Here is a 16,162-nt window from a genome sequence, read left to right as displayed (position 1 = left end):
GAATGTCTCAGACACTGACCCGCACCATCGTCGCGCCGGACCATCAGCCGACAGCGCCCCGATACCGCTCGAAGGCGGCCCGCATCGTCTACGGCATCCCGTACTGGGTGTTCACGACGGCCCTCGCGGTGATCTTCCTCTACCCGCTCATCTGGACCGGCGTCTCGTCGGTCAGCCCGATGGCGGGCACGAGCCAGACCGACGGCTGGGGCTTCGGCAACTACGCCGCTCTCGGCGAGTACCAGGCCGGCATCTGGGTGTATCTCGGCAACTCGCTGTTCGTCTCGGTGCTCACGGTCACCCTGACCCTGTTCATCTCGCTGCTCGGCGGCTACGCCTTCGCCCGGTTCTCGTTCCCGGGCAAGAACGCGCTGTTCCTGCTGACGCTCGCGATCCTGATGGTGCCGTACGCGACTCTGCTCATCCCGCTGTACGTGATCCTCAACGCGGTCGGGCTGCAGAACTCGCTCGTCGGGGTCGCACTCGTGATCACCATGTTCCAGCTGCCGTTTTCGATGTTCATGATGCGCATCTCGTTCGAATCGATCCCGCGCGAGATGGACGAGGCGGCGATGGTCGACGGATGCTCCAGCTGGGGCGCCCTGTGGCGCGTGCTGCTCCCGGCGGTCAAGCCAGGACTCGTCACCGTGGGGCTGTTCGCATTCCTCACCGCGTGGAACGACTTCATGGCGCCACTGATCCTCATCAACGACTCGAACCGCATGACCCTGCCGCTCGCCGTCGCGAACCTCCGCGGGCAGGTGCAGGGTGTCGTCGACTACGGCGCCACGGAAGCGGGCGTCGTCGTGCTGGCGCTCCCCTGCATCGTGCTGTTCCTGATCCTCCAACGACACTACGTGCGCGGCTTCATGTCTGGCGCCTTCAAGGGATGACGATGTTCGACACCACTGCACCGGCTGCTCCGGTGGTTCCCACGCGCGGGCGCCTGCGCCCCCTCGGCCTCGACGACGTGCGCATCACGGGCGGATTCTGGGGCGAACGCCAGGCCGTCAACGGCACTGCGACCCTCGACCACATCGAATCGCGCCTGGAGTCGGAGGGCTGGCTGCCCAACTTCGATCTCGCCGCCGCGGGCACACTGCCCGAGGGGCGCCGCGGCCGGGAGTTCGCGGATTCCGAGATCTACAAGTACCTCGAGGCCCTCGCCTGGGAGATCGGACGGACGGATGCCGCGTCCGACTCCCCGCTGGAGCAGCGTCTCCGCGCCGTGGTGTCTCGGGTGGCCGCCGCGCAGGAGCCGGACGGCTACCTGAACACGCAGTTCGGCCGCCCGGGTCAGGGCGGGCGCTGGTCGGATCTGGAGTGGGGCCACGAGCTGTACTGCCTCGGACACCTCTTCCAGGCGGCGGTCGCTCGGCACCGTACCCGGCCGGATGCCGATGACGGACTCGTCGCGGTCGCCCGACGCGCTGCCGAGCTCGTCTGCGGCGAGTTCGGTGCCGACGGCCGCGACGCGATCTGCGGTCACGCCGAGGTCGAGGTCGGACTCGCCGAGCTGGGACGGGCGCTCTGCGAACAGCGCTTCATCGATCAGGCGGCCCTGTTCGTCGAACGGCACGGCCGCGGATCGCTCGCCGAGATCGAATGGGGCCGGGAGTACTTCCAGGACGACGTGCCGGTGCGTGCAGCCGAGGCGCTGCGCGGGCACGCCGTGCGTGCGAACTACCTGGCCTCCGGTGCCACCGACGTCGCGGTCGAGCTCTCCGACGATGCACTGCTCGACGCACTGCGCGGGCAGTGGGACCGCACGGTCGAGCGCCGCACCTACGTGACCGGCGGCCAGGGGTCGCACCACCAGGACGAGGCGTTCGGCGCCGACTGGGAGCTGCCGTCGGATCGCGCGTACTCCGAGACGTGTGCCGGAGTGGGGTCGATCATGTTCTCGTGGCGGCTGCTGCTCGCGACCGGCGACACCCGGCACGCCGACCTCATCGAGCGCACACTCTTCAACGTCGTCGCGACGTCTCCCGCGCCCGACGGTCGGGCGTTCTATTACGCGAACACCCTGCACCAGCGCCTTCCGGGGGCGCCGGCCGATCCGGAGGGAACGTCCAAGCGCGCGTCCTCGTCACTGCGGGCGCCGTGGTTCGAGGTCTCGTGCTGCCCACCCAATGTGGCGCGCACCTTCGCCAGCCTCGCGGCCTATGTCGCCACGGCCGACGAAGAGGGCGTGCAGCTGCATCAGTACGCGCCGGCAGCCGTGCGCACGACGCTGCCCGACGGACGCGTGATCGCACTCGACATCGAGACCGGGTACCCGGCCGACGGCGGCATCCGCGTGACGATCGAGCAGGACGCCGAGTTCACGCTCTCCCTGCGGGTGCCGGCGTGGGCAGCGGGCGCGACGGTGCGTGTGAACGCGGGAGGCGAGGTCGCCGAGCATCCGGCCGAACCCGGCGTGGTCGAGGTGCATCGCGCCTTCCGCGCGGGTGATGTCGTCGAGCTGATGCTGCCGCTGGCGGCCCGCGTGACGAGCCCCGACCCTCGCGTCGACGCCGTGCGCGGCTCGGTCGTGGTCGAGCGCGGCCCCGAGGTGCTCGCGCTGGAGTCTCTCGATTTCGGCGCCGATGTGGTCGACGCGGTGGTCGCCGGCGAGCCCGTCGAATCCGGCGGTCACGTGCGGATGCCATTGCGGAACCGCGCCTCCGGGGAGGTCGCAGGGGCCCTGCTCGTTCCGTACCACGACTGGGCGCAGCGCGGTCCGTCGACGATGCGGGTCTGGATCCCGACGAGCTGAGTCACCCCCCGCTTCGAGTCGCGCAAATGGTCCCTTTTCCGACGGGAAAGGGACCATTTGCGCGACTCGAAAGGAGCTCGGGACTACTCCCGTTTCCGGGTGACCGCGCGCTGCAGCAGCACGAAGACCAACAGGATGCCGCCCGTGATGATGGTGGTCATCTCGGGAGGGATGCCGCCGTCGCGGGTGATCAGCACATTCATCAGCCCGAGCACCAGTGCCCCGACGACCGAGCCGAGCACGTATCCGTAGGCACCGGTCAGCACGGTGCCGCCAATCACGGCCGCCGCGATCGCGTCGAGCTCCCAGCCGATGCCGGTGATGTTCTGGGCAGTGCCGAGCCGCGCGGTGTAGAGCACGGCCGCGAGGCCGGCGAGCGAACCGCTGATCACGTAGACGAGCACCTTGGTCCGGTGCACCGGCAGCCCCATCAGGAGCGCCGAGCTCTCCGAGCCGCCGATCGCGTACACCGTGCGGCCGGTGCGGGTGCGGTGCAGCACGAAGAACGCCACCGCCACGACGAGCACCGCGATGAGCACCGCCGGGGTGATGACCAGGTCGTTCACCTTGGGCCCATCGACCACCTTGAGCTGCACGCCGATCCAGCGGATGGGCGACTCCTCGCCGAGTCGCTCCGGTTTGGTGCTCAGCAGCGAGGCGAGCCCGCGGCCGAGGAACATCATCGCCAGCGTCGCGATGAACGGCTGCACGTTGAAGTATCGGATCAGGACGCCGGACACCACGCCGAACATCGCCCCGATTCCGATCATGGCGATGATCACGGCGAGCGCGTTCCAGCCGGCGTTCGAGAGCATCACCCCGGCCACCGAGGAGAGCGCGATGATCGACCCGACCGACAGGTCGATTCCGCCGGTGAGGATGACGAAGGTCAGCGCGACCGCCAGCACGATCAGGTGCGCGTTGTTGATGAGCAGGTTCGACAGCGTGTTGGCCTGCACGATGCGGCCGTACGCGATCTCGCCGAACACGACCATGCCGACGAAGATGACCACCGAGGCGATGGTCGGCAGCACCGACGGGTTCGCGGTGATCACTCGTCGCATCCGGTCGAGGAGCGTCTCGGTCTCCTTCAGGGCGGGGGCCTCCGTCACCACGCTCATGCGGACACCTCCTCTTTCTGCGCGACCGGTTCGACCGGCGCGGAACGGCGTCTTCTGCGGAACCAGCTGCGCACGCGTTCGGACTGCAGCAGGCACAGCGCGACGATCACGATGGCCTTGAACGCCGGCGTGGCCGACGACGAGATACCGAGGTAGAGGACGGTCTTGTCGAGGGTCGCGATGAGCAGCGCCCCGACGAAGGCCCCGCTCAGCGAGAACTTACCTCCGGCGAGCGATGCCCCACCGATGACGACGGCGAGGATGGCATCGAGCTCGAGCTGGTAGCCGGTGCGGGAGATGTCGACCGTCATGACGCTGCCGACCGACATGAGGCCGGCGACACCGGCCAGCACACCGCTGAGGATGTAGGTGGTCAGCAGGAGCCCCTTGGGCTTGATGCCGGCCATGCGGCTGGCCCGCGGGTTGATACCGATCGCCTCGATCATGAGGCCGAGGGCGCTGCGCCGCACGACCCAGCCGACCGCGAGCACCAGCAGCACCGCCAGGATGAACACGACGGGGATCCCGAACACGAAGCCGTTCGAGATCCAGCGGAACGCATCGTTGGACGCCGTGGTGTTCTGGCCGCCCGTGATCACCTTCGCGATACCGCGACCGGCGAGCATCAGCACGAGCGTGGCGATGAACGGCTGCAGCCCGACGTAGGCGACGAGCACCCCGTTGACCGCCCCCAGGATGCCGGTGATCAGCAGCGCGAGACCGACGGCCCCGAGCGCTCCCCCCACCCCGGCCGACGGGTCGGCAGCGCTGAGGAACTCCATCGACACGGCCCCCGCGACGGCCATGAGCGACCCGACCGAGAGGTCGATGCCACCGGTGGCGATCACGAGCGACATCCCGATGGCGATCATCATGATCGGCGCCGCCTGGCGCAGGATGTCGATGACGTTGCCGACCAGGTTGCCGTTGTTGGGGTTGATGGAAACAGCGAGGTAGGTCGGGTCCTTGAGCACGTTCAGGGCGAGCAGTGCGGCGATGGCGACGATCCCCCAGAAGAAGGGCTTGTGGATCAGGTCGCGCCAGATGGTCGAGCCGGGTGCGGCGGTCATCGCGCTGCCTCCTTGTCAGTGGTGTGAGCGATGCTATCCGGCAGCGCGCCGTCGGCTTCGTCGAGGGTCTCCGCCGCCGCTTCCACGCCGTGCGCGGCGATCACGTCGACCACCACCTGGGCGGTGACGTCGGGCCCGTTCTGGATCTCGCCGATCTTGCGGTGGTCCTTCAGCACGACGATCCGCTCGGACAGCCGGACCACTTCCTCCAGTTCGGACGAGATGAAGACCACGGCGACGCCCTCTTCCGCGAGCTCGGCCACCGCCTCTTGGATCTCGGCCTTGGCGCCCACGTCGATGCCGCGGGTGGGCTCGTCGAGGATGAGGAGTTCGGGACGCGTCGCCAGCCAGCGACCGAGCAGCACCTTCTGCTGGTTGCCGCCCGAGAGGTTCTTGATCATCCGGTCGGGATCGGCGGGTCGCACGTTCAGCTGCGCGATGTACTTCTCGACGATCGCCTCCTGCTCCTTGCGGGGCATGGGCCGCGCCCAGCCGCGCTCGGCCTGCACGGCGAGGATGATGTTCTCGCGCACGGTCAGGTCTCCGACGATGCCCTCGTCTCGGCGGTTCTCCGTCGAGAACGCGATGCGCAGCGCGAGCGCCTCGGCGGGCGACTTGAGTTCGACACGGCGGCCGTGCAGCTCGACCGTCCCGCCGTCTGTACGGTCTGCTCCGTAGAGCAGCCGGGCGAGCTCGGTGCGTCCGGAGCCGAGCAGGCCCGCGACGCCGATCACCTCGCCGGAGCGGATGTCGAGGTCGGTGGGCTCGACCGCACCACGACGCGTGATGCCGGATGCCGACAGCAGCGGCTTCTCCTCGGCATCACGGGGTGCACGTCGACGGTTGCCCCCGAGCGACTTCAGCGCGTCGAGATCCTTGCCGATCATGGTCGAGATGAGCGCGTGCCGGTCGAGATCGCGGGTGAGGTACTCGCCTTGGTAGCGGCCGTTGCGCAGCACCGTGAGGCGGTCGCTGATCGCATAGACCTGATCGAGGAAGTGCGAGACGAAGAGGATCGCGACGCCCTGGTCGCGCAGCGAGCGGATCACGGTGAAGAGACCGTCGACCTCGGCGGCATCCAGGCTCGATGTGGGCTCGTCGAGGATGAGGACCTTGGCCTTGATCGCCATGGCCCGGCTGATCGCGACGAGCTGCTGCAGCGCGATCGAGAGCGTCGAGAGCGGTCGGCGGGTGTCGAGGTGTCCGAGCCCGAGCCGGGTGAGGGCCGCGGTGGCCGCGCGATGGGTGGCCGACCAGTTGATGCCGAACGGCCCGCGCCGCTCGTGCCCGAGCATGACGTTCTCGCCGATGGAGAGGTTGGGCGCCAGGTTGACCTCTTGGTACACGGTCGAGATTCCCGCGTCCTGGGCATCTCCGGCGCCGGTGAAGCTGCGCTCCTGGCCGGTCACCACGATCGACCCGGAGTCGATGCGGTAGACACCGGTGAGGGCCTTGATCAGTGTCGACTTGCCGGCGCCGTTCTCCCCCATGAGCGCGTGCACCTCACCGGGGAACAGGCGGAAATCGACCCCGTCGAGCGCCTTCACACCGGGGAAGCCGATCGAGATCCCGCGCATCTCGACGATGGGTGGTTCTTCGTTCATCACTGTCTCTCCGTCCGGGTGCCCGGGTGGCGCGCTGTCGGGCGCCACCCGGGCAGGGTGCCGGATCACTCCGGCGTGGGGTTCAGTACTTGCGGTCCGCCAGCACGGCCTGCGCGGCTTCGGCGGAGTCGAACGCCTGGCTCGGGACGACGATGTACGACTCGACCTCTTCGCCGGCGAGCGCCTTCTCGACGACCTCCATCGCGGTCTCGCCGAACAGCGGGTTGTACTCGTGCACGTAGCTGAGCTGACCGTCGGCGAGCGCCTGCATGGCGTTCTTGGTGCCGTCGATCGTGGCGATCTTCACGTCTTCGCCGACGACGAGACCTGCCTCCTCGGCGGCCTGCGCGGCTCCGAGACCCATCTCGTCGTTCTGCGCGAACACGAGCTGAATGTCGTTGTTCGCCGACTTCAGCATCGTCTCGAAGACGCTCTTGCCCTCTTCGGCAGACCAGTTCGCGGTCTGCGCGTCGAGCTTCGTCAGCGCGGCGTCGCCGAGGCCTTCGTCGAAGCCCTCGTTGCGCTCGTTCACGACGCCGACGCCGGCCGGCCCCTCGAGCACGACGTAGTTGCCGCCATCGGGGAAGGTGGCGGCTGCCCACGTTCCGACCTCCTTCGCGACCTCGACGTTGTCGGGGGCGATGCGGGTGACGTAGAGGCTGTCGTCGTCGGGCTCGATGCCGCGGTCGAGCAGGATCACCGGGATCTCGGCCTCCTGCGCCCGCTTGAGGGAGTCCTCCCAGCCGGAGGCCTCGGTCGCCGACAGCAGGATCACGTCGACGCCCTCGTCGACGAACGACGTGAATGCGTCGATCTGCGACTTCTGGTCGAGGTTGGTGGCGGGGGCGTACTTGAGCTCGTATCCGGCCTCCTCCGTGAAGGTGTCCTGGATGTTCTGCTCGTTGGCCTCGCGCCACGCGCCTTCGGGGCCGACGGCGACGAAACCGACCGTGGTCAGCTCGTCGGAGCCGCCATCGCCACCGGCGTCGCCGTCGGTTCCTCCGGACGAGCAGGCGGCCAGGCCAATGGTGAGTGCGCCGGCTGCGACCAGACCGAGCGCGATGCGGATGCGCTTCTTCGCGGACATGTTCTCCTCCTTGAGACGCCGGTAGTCAGCCCGGCAATGGTGGACCTGACGTGGTCCCTTTCGTGAGTGCAGGACAGCGGCACTGCCTATCCTGCGGCGATGTTACCGGGAACAATTTCTGGAACACAAGGATTGTTCCAAAAATCAGGAATGTTCCACGGGACGGTTCTTGTTACCGATCACAGTTCCGCGTCAGGACCGGGATCCGCGGCGATCATCTCCACCACGGTGTCGACCGTGACACCCGGTCCGTTGCTGAGTTCGCCGATCTTCTCGCGGTCCTTCAGCACGATGATGCGGTCGCTCAGGCGCACGACCTCCTCGAGTTCCGAGGAGATGAAGACCACGGCCACCCCGTCGCCCGCGAGCTGACTGATCCGGCGCTGGACGTCGAGCTTGGCCGCGATGTCGATCCCCCGCGTCGGCTCGTCGAGGATGAGCACGTGCGGGCGCACGGCGAGCGCCCGCGCCAGCAGCACCTTCTGCTGGGTCCCCCCGGAGAGCATCTTGACCGGTCGATCGAGGTCGGCGGGCGACAGGTGCAGCGCCTCGACATAGGTGTCGACGATCGCCGCCTCCTCGGCCGCCGACAGCGGGCGCGCCCAACCGCGCAGCGCCTGCAGCGACAGGATCATGTTCTCGCGGGCGGTCAGGTCGCCGATGATGCCCTGCGTGCGTCTACTCTCGGCCGACAGGGCGATGCGGTGGCGCAGCGCGGCCGACGGACTGCGCAGTTCCACGCGTTCGCCGTCCACCCACAGCTCACCGCTGTCGGCGCGCGTCGTGCCGCTGAGCAGTGCCGCGAGCTCCGAGCGTCCCGATCCGCGGAGGCCGGCCAGACCGACGATCTCGCCCCGCTGCACCTCGAAGTCGGTCCGTTCGAACTCGCCTCGACGCCCGACATCCGTGGCGCGCATCGCGGGTTCGCCATCCGAGGCGTAGTGGTGCGCCTTGCGCTCCGAGCTCAGGGCACGCAGCCCGTCGAGATCCTTCCCCAGCATCTTCGAGATGAGGTCCGCCCGCTCGAGATCCCGTGTGGCGTACTCGCCGATCCGCCGACCGCCGCGCAGCACCGTCATCCGGTCGCTGATCGCGAAGGCCTGCTCGAGGAAGTGCGTGATGAAGAGGATGGCCACCCCGCGCTCCCGCAGACCGCGGATCACCCGCATGAGCGTGGCGACCTCCTCCTGGTCGAGACTCGAGGTCGGCTCGTCGAGCACCAGGACCCGCGGGTCGTCCACGACGGCGCGGGCGAGGGCGACGAGCTGCTTCTGCGCCGGCGTCAGCATCGACAGCGGCGTCTTCGGGTCGAGGTCGTCGAGCCCCAGTCGCGCCAGGGCGCGGGCGGCATCCGCTCGCGTCCGCTTCCAGTCGATGCCGAAGTAGCCTCGGCGCTCGCGGCCCAGCATGACGTTCTCGGCGACGCTGAGGTTCGGGCTCAGCTGTGTCTCCTGGAAGACGGTGGCGATGCCGGCAGCCCGGCTGTCGGCGACACCGCCGAAGCGTCGGGGTTCCCCGTCGACGAAGACGGTTCCGGCGTCGGGCGCCCGCGTTCCCGTCAGTACCGAGACGAGCGTCGACTTGCCGGCGGCGTTCTCTCCCATCACGGCATGCACCTCGCCGGGGAAGAGGCGGAAGTCGACGTCGTCGAGCGCTCGCGCCCCCGGGAAGTCGACCGTGATCCCCTGCAGCCGCACGAGCGACTCCGGGGCGGGCTCGGCGATCACCGCCCCTCCCGCGGGGCGGCCGACGAGGCACGCGGCACCAGCTCGGTCGGGATGCGGGTGAGCGCCGGGATCTCCCGGCCCTCGATCGCGGCGCGGAGCATCTCGACGACGGCGATGCCCAGTGCACCGAAGTCCTGGCGGACGGTGGTCAGCGGCGGCACGAAGTGGCGGGCGAGCGGCACGTCGTCGAAGCCGACGACGCTGATGTCGTTCGGCACGTCGAAACCCTTGTCGTGCAGGCCGTGGATGAGCCCGATCGCCATGTCGTCGTTGGCCGCGAAGACGGCCGTGTAGTCGGGGAGACGCGTGAGCCCCATCGCGAAGTCGTAGGCGAAGTCGGCGGACCAGTCCCCCACCACGATCGGCCGCTCGCGGATGCCCCAGGACTTGGCCCGAGAGTGGAAGGCCCGCTCCCTGGCACGCGCGTCCAGCCAGTCCAGCGGTCCGGAGATGTGCAGGATGTCGCGGTGCCCGAGCGCAACCAGGTGATCGACCACGAGTGTCGTCCCGGCATGCTGATCGATCGACACCGTGAGGAACGTCGGATCCGCGTCGGCCTTGACGACGAGCATCGGCACGTTGATCGCGATCCTGCGCAGGACGGCGACGGACGACGAGCGCGGAGCGATCACGCAGAGGGCGTCAACGCCCTGCGTGACGAGGTGGTCCACCGCCTCCTGCGGGGTGAGCGTGTCGCCTTCGTGGAGCGCGATCGGCGTGACCGAGTAGCCGGCCGCGCGCGACGACATCTCCACCGCGCGCAGGATGCTCGTGGGGCCGTACGCCACCGCGCTCTCGACGATCACGCCGATGCGCTGCGTGCGCTGGGTGGCCAGAGCTCTGGCGACGAGGTTGGGGCGGTAGTCGAGCTCTTCGATCGCCTCGAGCACGCGCCGCCGGGTGTCGGGCTTGATGTTCGGGTGGTCGTTCAGCACCCGGGAGACGGTCATGTGCGAGACCCCGGCGATCGTCGCGACCTGCCGGATGTTGGGCTTGTCCGAGCCGACGTTCACCATGCGCACCTCCGTCGGCTGCTCCGGTGAATGTTACCGAGAACAACCCAACCGGTGCAACGACCTCCGCTACAGTCCGAGGCGCTCCAGGTACGGGTTCACCAGCCGGCGCTCCGGGTCGTAGCGGGCGGCGAGCGCGGCGAAGTCGCCCCACCGCGTGTACCGCGAGCGCGTCTCGGCACCGTCGAGCGTGAACACCTTGCCCCAGTGCGGGCGGGCCGTCTCGGGCAGCGCGGCCTCGATCGTCGGCAGCAGGGCGCGCACCGCGGCCTCGTCCGGCTTCCACGTGAAGTGCAGGCCCACGGCATCCGTCCCGTGCGACGAGCTGAGCCACAGGTCGTCCGCGCGCACCGTGCGGATCTCGTTCACCAGCAGCAGCGGGGCGATCTGCCCGGCGAGCGTGCGCACGGCCTGGATCGCGGCAACCGCATCCGCACGGGGAACCAGGTACTCGCTCTGGATCTCGGCACCGGCCGACGGCGTGAACTCGAGCTTGAAGTGCGCCAGCCGCTCGAACCACGGCCCCGGCACCGCGAGCTGCTCGGTGCACGCGGCCGGGTCGACGCCGAGGATCGGATGCCGCTTGCTCACGGCCGGCGTGGCGCCGAGCTTCGCGAACAGCGACTCCCGCGCGGCCTCGCGCGCCTCGGGCTGACGCTGCTTCACCCAGATCTGGTCGACGAAGTCGGTACGCTCCCAGGTCGAGAACAGGCTCACACTGGTGCCGATCGAGGTCACTTCGTCGAAGTCCGCGAGCACCGCGTCCCAATCGGGCCGTTCGAACACGTGCTGGGCGACCGCGTAGGTCGGCTCGACGTCGAGCGTCACGTCGAGCACCGCGCCGAGCGCGCCGAGGCTCACGACCGCACCGTCGAAGTCGGCGTCGCCACGCGCGAGCGTGCGGGTCTCACCCGACGGCGTGAGGATCGTGAGGCCGCGGACCGCACTCGCGAGCGAGCCGATCGCGTCACCGGAGCCATGGGTGCCGGTGGCGATCGCACCCGCGATCGAGATGTGCGGCAACGAGGCGAGGTTGGCGAGCGCGAGCCCCTCGGCCTCGAGGAGCGGCGCGATGTCGCCGTAGCGTGCAGCTCCGGACACCCGGACCGCATCCCGCGCGGGAGCGACCTCGAACACCGCGGGCAGCCGGTCGAGCGCGATGAGCACGCCGTCGGTGTCGGCGACGTCGTTGAAGCAGTGCCGCGAGCCGAGGAAGCGCACCGGTCCGCCCTGCGCGAGCAGAGCGCCGAGCTCGTCGACCGATTCGGGGTGCGCGATCGTCGAGGCCCGGTACGTGAGGTTGCCTGCCCAGTTGCGTTCGGTGGTCATGGCGCCATGATAGCCAGGGCATCCCCGACTACATCGATGTACTGCTCGCGCTCCGACCTCGCCGATAGGCTGACCGGATGACAGCGCAGCCGCCGCCCCGCGCCACGATGAAGGACGTCGCGGCCCTCGCCGGGGTGTCGCCGAAGACGGTCTCGAACGTGGTCACCGGCACGGTTCCCGTCAATGAGAGCACGCGGGCGAAGGTCGAGTCCGCCATGGCGCAGCTCGACTTCGTGCCCAACCTCAGCGCGAGGGGACTGCGCAAGGGACGCTCCGGGATCATCGCCGTCGCGCTCCCGGATCTGGCCACCGCGTTCTCCGCCGAGCTCGTGCACCGCATCGTCGAAGCCGCGCACGAACGGGGCCTCGCCGTGCAGATCGAGGAGACGGCGTCCGAGCCAGAGCGCGAGAAGGAACTCGTCTCCCGCGCGCGGGCGCATCTGGTCGACGGCCTCATCCTCAACCCGATCCGCCTCGAGGACAGCGTGCTCAAGTACGCCGACCGCCTCCCCCCGCTCGTCGTGATCGGCGAGGTCGAGCAGAACCGCGCGGATCACGTGCGCATCGACAGCCGACAGGCCGCCGCCGACGCCACGCGCCATGTGCTGTCCCGCGGCGCGACGCGGATCGCGGTGGTCGGCGCCGACGACGATCCGTCGATCGCCACGGCCACCAGCCGCCTGCGCCTCGAGGGCGTGCACGATGCCCTGCGCGAGGCGGGCATCCCCCGGGATCCGGCGCTCGAGATCAACCGGCTGCCGTGGTCGATGGACGGTGGGGCGGATGCAGTGCGCACGCTGCTCGACCGTCGCGTTCCCTTCGACGCGATCGTCGCGTTCACGGACTCACTCGCGCTCGGGGCCCTGCACACCCTGCACGACAACGGCATCCGCGTGCCCGACGATGTGATCGTGACCGGGTTCGACGACGTCGAGTTCTCGCGATACACCTCGCCCGCCCTGACCTCGGTGGCGTTCGATCGGCAGGCGTTCGCGATCGCGGCTCTCGGTCTGCTCGAGTCGCGCATGGATGATCGCGCCGCCCCTCCGCGCGCCCTCACCCTCCCGCATCACCTCCTCGAGCGCGCGAGCACGCAGGGCCGCCCACGCGGCTACCGCCCCTGACACCCGCCCACTCTTCCCTCCGCATCTCACGCTTGCGCAGCTGATTACATCGATGTAATGATGGGCCGACCCCCGCACAGTCACGAAGGAGTGACGATGACACCCCCACTCGATCTGTCCCGCCGGCAGTTCCTCACTGCCGCCTCGCTCGCCGCCGGCACGGCACTGCTCGCCGGGTGCGCGCCCGGCACGACCCCCGCGTCCGGTCCGCAGACCCTGCAGTTCTGGCATCTGCTCTCGGGCGGCGACGGCGTCACGATGTCGTCCCTGCTCGATGAGGTCAACGCCGCGCAGTCCGCGTTCCGCATCCGCCCCACCGTCCTCGCCTGGGGCACCCCGTACTACACGAAGCTCGCGATGGCGGGTGCCGGCGGCCGTGCCCCCGACGTCGCCATCATGCACGCGACGCGCACCGTCGGCTGGGCACCCGGCGGGTTGCTCGATCGTTGGGACGTGGACCGGCTCGCCGAGCTCGGTGTCGACAGCTCGACCTTCCCGAAGCCGATCTGGGAGAAGGGCTTCGTGGGCGAGGGCATGTACAGCATCGCGCTCGACGCCCACCCCTTCGTGATGATGTTCAACACGGACATCTGCGACGCCGCCGGAGTCCTCGACTCGGACGGAAAGCTGGCCGAGACATCTTCCCCCGAGGAGTTCCTCGACCAGCTGCGCACCGTCGGCGGCAAGGCCGAGAGCCACGCCCTCTCGTACGGCTACCTCGGCGACGGCGCACAGATGTGGCGCCTGTTCTACACCTTCTACTCGCAGCACGGCGGCGCGATGGAGCTGCCCGCCGGCGGCCCGGCCGTGATCGACAAGGACGTCGCGGTCGAGTCGCTCACGCTCATGCAGACACTGCTCGACGGCGAGATCGCGGCCGCGCAGAACGACTACGGCAGCGCCATAGCCGAGTTCGCCACCGGTAAGAGCGGCATGCTCTTCACCGGAGTCTGGGAGCTGCGCACCATGCAGGCCGCCGGCATCCCGTTCGACGCGACCATGATCCCGACGCTCTACGGCACCCCCGCCGTCTACGCCGACTCCCACTCCTTCGTCCTCCCGCACCAGTCCAACGCCGACCCGGTGCGGCGCGACCTCACCTACGAGTTCGTCGCCGACATGCTGAAGAACTCCTTCGGCTGGGCAGAGGCCGGCCACATCCCCGCGTTCCTCCCCGTGACCGAATCCCCGGAGTACGCCGACCTCATCCCCCAGGCGAACTACGCCGAGGCCGCGCAGCACGTCGTGTACGACCCGACCGCCTGGTTCACCGGCTCGGGATCCAACTTCCAGGCCGAGTTCGGCGCGGCCGTGCAGGGTGCACTGCTCTCGGGCGACGACCCGGCAGCCGCGATCGACCGCTTCGAAGCACGGGTGAACGCCCTGCTCCGACAGCCCAACCCGGCAGACCCCGAAGGGACGTTCGGATCATGACCTCCGCCACCGACTCCACCCGCACGATCGTCACCGGGTCGCGCACCACTCCGCGCGGTCGCCGCGCCGGCTCCCGCAACCGCGAGCAGCTCATCAGCTGGGCCTTCCTCGCGCCGTTCCTCGTGGCCTTCGTCCTGTTCCTCGTCTGGCCGATCATCCACGGGATCATCCTCAGCTTCACCGACCAGTCCCTCACCGGCGCCGGCGGCTCCTTCATCGGATTCGCCAACTACGCGGAGGCGTTCGTCGACCCGAAGATGTGGCAGTCGATGGGCAACACCGTCTGGTTCACGCTGCTCTCCACCGTGCCCCTCGTCGTGATCGCCCTCGCGATGGCGGCGCTCGTCGACCGCGGCATCCCCGGCCAGTGGCTGTGGCGGCTGTCGTTCTTCATGCCGTTCCTGCTCGCCTCCACCGTGATCTCGCAGATCTGGGTCTGGATCTTCAACCCGCAGGTGGGCGCGGCCAACAACATCCTGAAGTTCTTCGGCCTGGAGCCGCTCGCATGGCTGCAGAACCCCGACACCAACATGCTGTCCATCGTGATCGCCACGGTGTGGTGGACGGTCGGCTTCAACTTCCTGCTGTACCTCGCTGCCATGCAGAACATCCCGCCGCAGCAGTATGAGGCCGCCTCGCTCGACGGCGCCGGCGCGTGGCGACAGTTCTGGTCGATCACGCTCCCGCAGCTGGGACCGGCGACGGTGCTCATCCTGATCCTGCAGATCCTCGCCTCGCTCAAGCTGTTCGACCAGGCGTATCAGATGCTCGGCGGGGTCGCGAGCGACACCACCCGCTCCATCGTGCAGTACATCTACGAAGCCGGGTTCGTCAGCTACCGGTTCGGCTACTCGGCCGCCATCTCCTACGTCTTCTTCGCCCTCATCGTCATCCTCGGCGTCGCGCAGGCCCTGATCACGCGCCGCCGGAAGGAGCAGTTCTGATGTCCACCGCCACCGCATCCCCCCTCGTCCCCACCGCCACCGAGACGATCACGACGGCGTCGTCGCGTCGTCCCCGGCGCTCGCACCTGCCCGGTCAGAAGCCGTTCGGACCGCTCCGCATCACCGCGTTCGTCGTCCTCCTGCTCCTCGCGATCGGCTGGCTGCTGCCGTTCCTCTGGGCTGTCGCGACCGCGTTCAAGACCGAGACGGATGCCGCATCCGGCGACCCCGGCTGGATCGGCGCGAGCGGCCCCACCATCGAGGCGTTCACCGCGATCCTCTCGCAGGGCAACGTCTACACCTGGGCGCTGAACAGCCTGTTGACCTCCGCGGCGATCACCGTGATCACGCTGGCGATCTCGGCACTCGCGGCCTACGCCTTCTCACGCCTGGACTTCACCGGCCGCAAGTGGCTGTTCGTGGTGATCATCGCTTCGATCGTCGTGCCGCCACAGGTGCTGATCATCCCCCTGTTCTACGAGATGCTCGCCTTCAACATGGTCGACACCTACTGGGGTCTGATCCTGCCGCAGGTCGTGGCTCCGGCGATGGTGTTCATCCTCAAGCGGTTCTTCGACGCCATCCCGATCGAGCTGGAGGACGCGGCGCGCGTCGACGGCGCCGGACGGTTCCGGATCTTCTGGTCGATCGTGTTGCCGCTCTCCCGCCCGATCATGGCCTCGGTCGCGATCTTCGTGTTCATCAGCGCGTGGAACAACTTCCTTTGGCCGTTCCTCGTCATCAACGACACGACGCTGATGACACTGCCGGTCGGACTCCAGACCGTGATCAGCGCCTACGGCGTGCAGTATGCCCAGGTCATGGCCCAGGCCGTGCTCGCAGCGCTGCCGCTCATCATCGTGTTCATGATCTTCCAGAAGCAGATCGTCAAGGGAGTCGCGACGAGCGGCTTCGGCGGTCAGTAGTCACCCACCCGGCTCGAGAGCCAGA

13 protein-coding genes are annotated in these 16,162 nt (G+C 68.8%); 6 read left to right on the top strand and 7 right to left on the bottom strand.

Features of this window, described 5'->3' with window-relative positions:
- Positions 1-2 precede the first annotated feature (2 nt).
- Complete coding sequence (locus AC6CHX_RS08845; protein ID WP_498272497.1) at positions 3-893, top strand: carbohydrate ABC transporter permease; 891 nt, start codon at positions 3-5, stop codon at positions 891-893.
- Complete coding sequence (locus AC6CHX_RS08840) at positions 890-2,758, top strand: glycoside hydrolase family 127 protein (protein WP_498272496.1); 1,869 nt, start codon at positions 890-892, stop codon at positions 2,756-2,758. Before AC6CHX_RS08845 ends, AC6CHX_RS08840 begins: the two co-directional genes overlap by 4 nt.
- Positions 2,759-2,841: 83 nt before the next feature.
- On the opposite strand, the gene AC6CHX_RS08835 is transcribed toward AC6CHX_RS08840, so the two are convergent.
- The 7 genes from AC6CHX_RS08835 to AC6CHX_RS08805 all read right to left on the bottom strand — a co-directional run bounded on the left by AC6CHX_RS08835 (position 2,842) and on the right by AC6CHX_RS08805 (position 11,709).
- Positions 2,842-3,879, bottom strand: a complete 1,038-nt coding sequence (locus AC6CHX_RS08835) for an ABC transporter permease (RefSeq protein WP_498272495.1) — start codon at positions 3,877-3,879, stop codon at positions 2,842-2,844.
- A complete protein-coding gene (locus tag AC6CHX_RS08830) occupies positions 3,876-4,949 on the bottom strand; it encodes an ABC transporter permease (protein WP_498272494.1) in 1,074 nt (357 codons plus the stop codon). The genes AC6CHX_RS08835 and AC6CHX_RS08830 overlap by 4 nt, the downstream gene beginning before the upstream one ends.
- Positions 4,946-6,553 (bottom strand): sugar ABC transporter ATP-binding protein, encoded by a 1,608-nt coding sequence (locus AC6CHX_RS08825; RefSeq protein ID WP_498272493.1) that lies wholly within the window; start codon positions 6,551-6,553, stop codon positions 4,946-4,948. The genes AC6CHX_RS08830 and AC6CHX_RS08825 overlap by 4 nt, the downstream gene beginning before the upstream one ends.
- Before the next feature lie 82 nt (positions 6,554-6,635).
- Complete coding sequence (locus AC6CHX_RS08820) at positions 6,636-7,640, bottom strand: substrate-binding domain-containing protein (protein WP_498272492.1); 1,005 nt, start codon at positions 7,638-7,640, stop codon at positions 6,636-6,638.
- Positions 7,641-7,819: 179 nt separating this feature from the next.
- Complete coding sequence (locus AC6CHX_RS08815; RefSeq protein ID WP_498272491.1) at positions 7,820-9,367, bottom strand: sugar ABC transporter ATP-binding protein; 1,548 nt, start codon at positions 9,365-9,367, stop codon at positions 7,820-7,822.
- Positions 9,364-10,383, bottom strand: coding sequence for a LacI family DNA-binding transcriptional regulator (locus AC6CHX_RS08810; protein WP_498272490.1), 1,020 nt, complete (start codon positions 10,381-10,383; stop codon positions 9,364-9,366). Before AC6CHX_RS08810 ends, AC6CHX_RS08815 begins: the two co-directional genes overlap by 4 nt.
- 66 nt (positions 10,384-10,449) lie before the next feature.
- A complete protein-coding gene (locus AC6CHX_RS08805; RefSeq protein ID WP_498272489.1) occupies positions 10,450-11,709 on the bottom strand; it encodes an FAD-binding protein in 1,260 nt (419 codons plus the stop codon).
- A gap of 77 nt (positions 11,710-11,786) precedes the next feature.
- On the opposite strand from AC6CHX_RS08805, the gene AC6CHX_RS08800 reads away from it, so the two are divergent.
- From AC6CHX_RS08800 to AC6CHX_RS08785, 4 genes are all read left to right on the top strand, one after another.
- A complete protein-coding gene (locus AC6CHX_RS08800) occupies positions 11,787-12,833 on the top strand; it encodes a LacI family DNA-binding transcriptional regulator (protein WP_498272488.1) in 1,047 nt (348 codons plus the stop codon).
- A 96-nt stretch (positions 12,834-12,929) separates the two neighbouring features.
- Entirely contained in the window at positions 12,930-14,267 is a 1,338-nt protein-coding gene (locus AC6CHX_RS08795) for an extracellular solute-binding protein (RefSeq protein ID WP_498272487.1), read from the top strand.
- A complete protein-coding gene (locus AC6CHX_RS08790; protein ID WP_498272486.1) occupies positions 14,264-15,211 on the top strand; it encodes a carbohydrate ABC transporter permease in 948 nt (315 codons plus the stop codon). Before AC6CHX_RS08795 ends, AC6CHX_RS08790 begins: the two co-directional genes overlap by 4 nt.
- Positions 15,211-16,137 carry a carbohydrate ABC transporter permease gene (locus AC6CHX_RS08785; RefSeq protein ID WP_498272485.1) on the top strand — a complete coding sequence of 309 codons (927 nt, stop codon included), beginning with the start codon at positions 15,211-15,213 and terminating at the stop codon, positions 16,135-16,137. The genes AC6CHX_RS08790 and AC6CHX_RS08785 overlap by 1 nt, the downstream gene beginning before the upstream one ends.
- Positions 16,138-16,162 lie beyond the last annotated feature (25 nt).

The sequence above is a fragment of the Microbacterium sp. GQ128 genome (assembly GCF_059758615.1).
Note: the sequence above shows the minus strand (reverse complement) of the source record. Positions and strands in the feature narration are given on the sequence as shown.

What these genes read in the sequence shown, in the direction of transcription:
- AC6CHX_RS08795 (WP_498272487.1), top strand. Translation starts at nt 12,930, where the DNA reads ATGACACCCCCACTCGATCTGTCCCGCCGGCAGTTCCTCACTGCCGCC.
- AC6CHX_RS08805 (WP_498272489.1), bottom strand. Translation starts at nt 11,709, where the DNA reads ATGACCACCGAACGCAACTGGGCAGGCAACCTCACGTACCGGGCCTCG.
- AC6CHX_RS08785 (WP_498272485.1), top strand. Translation starts at nt 15,211, where the DNA reads ATGTCCACCGCCACCGCATCCCCCCTCGTCCCCACCGCCACCGAGACG.
- AC6CHX_RS08830 (WP_498272494.1), bottom strand. Translation starts at nt 4,949, where the DNA reads ATGACCGCCGCACCCGGCTCGACCATCTGGCGCGACCTGATCCACAAG.
- AC6CHX_RS08840 (WP_498272496.1), top strand. Translation starts at nt 890, where the DNA reads ATGACGATGTTCGACACCACTGCACCGGCTGCTCCGGTGGTTCCCACG.
- AC6CHX_RS08790 (WP_498272486.1), top strand. Translation starts at nt 14,264, where the DNA reads ATGACCTCCGCCACCGACTCCACCCGCACGATCGTCACCGGGTCGCGC.
- AC6CHX_RS08825 (WP_498272493.1), bottom strand. Translation starts at nt 6,553, where the DNA reads ATGAACGAAGAACCACCCATCGTCGAGATGCGCGGGATCTCGATCGGC.
- AC6CHX_RS08835 (WP_498272495.1), bottom strand. Translation starts at nt 3,879, where the DNA reads ATGAGCGTGGTGACGGAGGCCCCCGCCCTGAAGGAGACCGAGACGCTC.
- AC6CHX_RS08800 (WP_498272488.1), top strand. Translation starts at nt 11,787, where the DNA reads ATGACAGCGCAGCCGCCGCCCCGCGCCACGATGAAGGACGTCGCGGCC.
- AC6CHX_RS08810 (WP_498272490.1), bottom strand. Translation starts at nt 10,383, where the DNA reads ATGGTGAACGTCGGCTCGGACAAGCCCAACATCCGGCAGGTCGCGACG.
- AC6CHX_RS08820 (WP_498272492.1), bottom strand. Translation starts at nt 7,640, where the DNA reads ATGTCCGCGAAGAAGCGCATCCGCATCGCGCTCGGTCTGGTCGCAGCC.
- AC6CHX_RS08845 (WP_498272497.1), top strand. Translation starts at nt 3, where the DNA reads ATGTCTCAGACACTGACCCGCACCATCGTCGCGCCGGACCATCAGCCG.